Below are 3,094 nucleotides of genomic sequence, written 5' to 3' on the forward strand. Positions count from 1 at the left end.
CAGCTCCGGGACAAGGGTTACGAGGTGCGGGAGGCGATTCTCGAAGGCGCCTGTCTGCGTTTCCGTCCGGTATTGATGACTACCATATCGACGATTTTCGGTGCCGTGCCACTGGTCATTGCCACAGGTGCGGGAGCCGAGAGTCGGGCTGCGATTGGTATGGTCATTCTGGGCGGGCTGATCTTCGCCACCACGCTGACCCTGTTCATCATTCCGGTGCTCTACAACCTGTTGGCCCGGTTTGCCAAGTCTTCCAATGCGGTGGAAAAAGAACTGGAACGTCAGGCGTCCGGACAGGCGGGTGGCACTGGATTGGCCGCCGCGCCACAGAAACGCGCCGACGATTTCTGACTGACCGGGTGATTACAGGGTGGCCGGGAACTCCAGCTGGCCGCCAAACATCTCATCCGGGTGTATGTCGACGCAGAAGACCTGTTGCCCCGGCAGCATTGTTGAGAGGGTGACGGTACGTTTTGCATCCGGAAGACCGACGTAGGGCCGACAGCTGCTGATGTGCTGGGGCCGTTCCAGGGCATTCCGGAAGTACTCCCGGTGGGTCCATTGAGCGCCGGCGGAATGATACAGCGGATTGAACTTTCCGCGATGAATGTCCGGATTGGCGCGGGCAAGGTTGCCTTGCTGGATGCCCTGTGGATTGAGCAGGAAGCAGCGTTTCACGCCATCCACTTCCAACAGCTTGTTGCAGGCGGTGCTGAACGGCAACTCCCGGCTCAGGGAATGGCAGGCTTCGAGAATTTCGAAACGCAGAAGGCGGAAATAACTCTCCTGATCCCGTATGTCCTGGGCTGATGACTCGCTGGAATCGGCAATGATGCGTTTTAGCGCCTGTTCGGTCAGCTCCGGCTCGTGTTGTTTCAGGTTGGACGGCCTTGCGAACAGGAAGCCCTGCAGAAGATCGGCCTCCGTTTGCAGGGCAATGTGAGCCTGGGTGTGGTTCTCGATCCCCTCCAAAAGCACGAGGCTGCCGCTTTCGCGGATCATCTTTACCAGACTCTCCAGCAGCATTCGGGCGCGACTGTTGTTCTCGGCGTTTACCAATAGGCTCCGGTCGAGTTTCACAATGAGCGGATTGATGCGCCACAGGCGCTCAAAATTGGAATCGCCCATACCGAAATCGTCGATAGCGATCTGAAAGCCGTGTGCTTTGGCCTTGAGGATGAATTCCAGAAGTGCGGTCGGGTTGTCGGACGCGGTTTCGACCAGTTCCAGAACCACTTTCTCGGGATCGATTCCGCTACGCTGGCATTGCAGAGCAAGCTTTTCCAGGGAGGCTTCCGGATGGATGCAGGTACCGGGATTGATATTCAGGAACAGCCAGACGGCCTGGGAGCTGGCCGCAAAGTTGTCCAGATGGAGCTGCAACAGGTGCCGATCCAGCTCCGGTGTCTGGTTGTTTTTTTCGGCCTGTTCGAAAAGCGTAAACGGAGAGATGCTCTCATTGTTCTTTCTGACCCGGACCAATGCCTCGTAGCCAACCAGTTTTCGATGGGTTGGGCTCAGGATAGGCTGGTAAACAGAACTGAAATCATAGTCGTCGATGATCTTTGGAGTCCTGGATATTTCGGCTCCGCGATAGATGCGCCGTGGAAGTCGGACTACGCTGCTCATGGTCAGGAACCTTTATAGTGCCAATAATCCAGCCATCCTGGCCCGATGAAAAAGTGTCTGAACAAGGAGACCAAGCGAATTTCGTACCAGACGGCCAAAAATCAAGCGTTTGAAAATGCTTAACCCCGTCAAATAAATGAACATGATTGCCGCTTTCTGCGCTATTGCACCGGATTCGGGCAAATTTTCGGTCGCAACGCCGGCAACGCACCAAAACAGGGTTTCTTGATGCCATCGAAAAGTCAGTTCCGTTTGCTTGGCCAACGCCGGTTCCTGCCGTTTTATCTGACCCAGTTCTCTGGCGCCTTCAACGACAATCTGTTCAAGAACGCGCTGCTGCTGCTGATCACCTTCAGTGCCGGCGGTTTGATGGGGTTGTCGGTGAATGTGGTGGTTAACCTGGCTGCTTTCCTCTTCATATTGCCGTTTTTCCTGTTTTCCGGTATTGCCGGCGAGATGGCGGATCGCTACGAAAAATCCCGGATTATCCGGAATGTGAAGCTGGCGGAAATTGTCATCATGGCCGTTGCCGCACTCGGACTGTGGTTCGGCTGGTACGAGTTGTTGCTGGTTCTGCTGTTCCTGATGGGTACCCAGTCCACGTTCTTCGGTCCGGTGAAATACGCGATCCTGCCCCAGGTGTTGGCGGACGATGAGCTGGTGGGCGGCAATGGCCTGGTTGGTATGGGCACGTTTGTGGCGATCCTTCTGGGCACCATTGCGGCGGGTCTATTGATGGGCTTTGAGATGGCGGCCCGGCTGACGGCGGTTGCCGTTTTTGTCATGGCGGTGTTCGGCTATCTGGCGGCGCGTCAGGTTCCGGTGACCGAATCCGATGGTTCCGGTGTCAATGTCCGTTTTCGCCCGGTGCTCGAAACCTGGAAACTGATGGCTCTGGCGGCCGAGCGCCGGCAGGTGTTGCTGGCGGTGCTGACGATCTCCTGGTTCTGGTTCCTTGGAGCCGCCTATCTGACCCAGTTTCCCAATTTTGCCCGCACCAACCTCCTGGGTGACGAGACCGTGGTGACCCTGTTATTGGCCATGTTCACGATCGGCATTTCTATCGGCTCCATGATGTGCGAGCGACTCACCAAACACCGCATTACCCTGTCACCCGTGCCCTGGGGCGCCCTGGGGCTGAGCCTGTTCGGAATAGACCTGTATTTTGCGGTGCCTGATGATCCCATGGCCTCCACCTGGTGGACCCTGTTGACCGATCCTGTCTATCTGAGGGTTTTGATGGATCTGGTCGGTATCGGGATTTGCGGCGGTCTTTTCATCGTGCCTCTGTACGCCTTTATCCAGCACGAAACGCCACGGACCAAACGTGCCCGTATTATTGCTGCGCTGAATGTCATTAATGCGTTGTTCATGGTGGTGAGTGCCCTGGCCGGAATTGTGGTGCTTGGTGTATTGGAGGTAAGCATTCCGGGGTTTTTCCTCCTGCTCTCGCTCCTGAACGGGT

The 3,094-nt window shown here is 56.3% G+C and carries 3 protein-coding genes; 2 read left to right on the forward strand and 1 reads right to left on the reverse strand.

What is annotated here, in order from left to right:
* Window positions 1–351 (forward strand): efflux RND transporter permease subunit (locus B2W52_RS02450; protein ID WP_286801118.1); only part of this gene is annotated, 351 nt, incomplete at its 5' end.
* A 12-nt stretch (window positions 352–363) separates the two neighbouring features.
* On the opposite strand, the gene B2W52_RS02455 is transcribed toward B2W52_RS02450, so the two are convergent.
* Window positions 364–1,629, reverse strand: coding sequence for an EAL domain-containing protein (locus B2W52_RS02455; protein WP_286801120.1), 1,266 nt, complete (start codon window positions 1,627–1,629; stop codon window positions 364–366).
* A 228-nt stretch (window positions 1,630–1,857) separates the two neighbouring features.
* Here B2W52_RS02455 and B2W52_RS02460 point away from each other — a divergent pair.
* Window positions 1,858–3,094 (forward strand): MFS transporter (locus B2W52_RS02460; protein WP_286801121.1); only part of this gene is annotated, 1,237 nt, incomplete at its 3' end.

The organism is Marinobacter sp. UBA2498, from assembly GCF_002341575.1.
In the GTDB taxonomy this organism is placed as follows: Bacteria; Pseudomonadota; Gammaproteobacteria; order Pseudomonadales; family Oleiphilaceae; genus Marinobacter; species Marinobacter manganoxydans.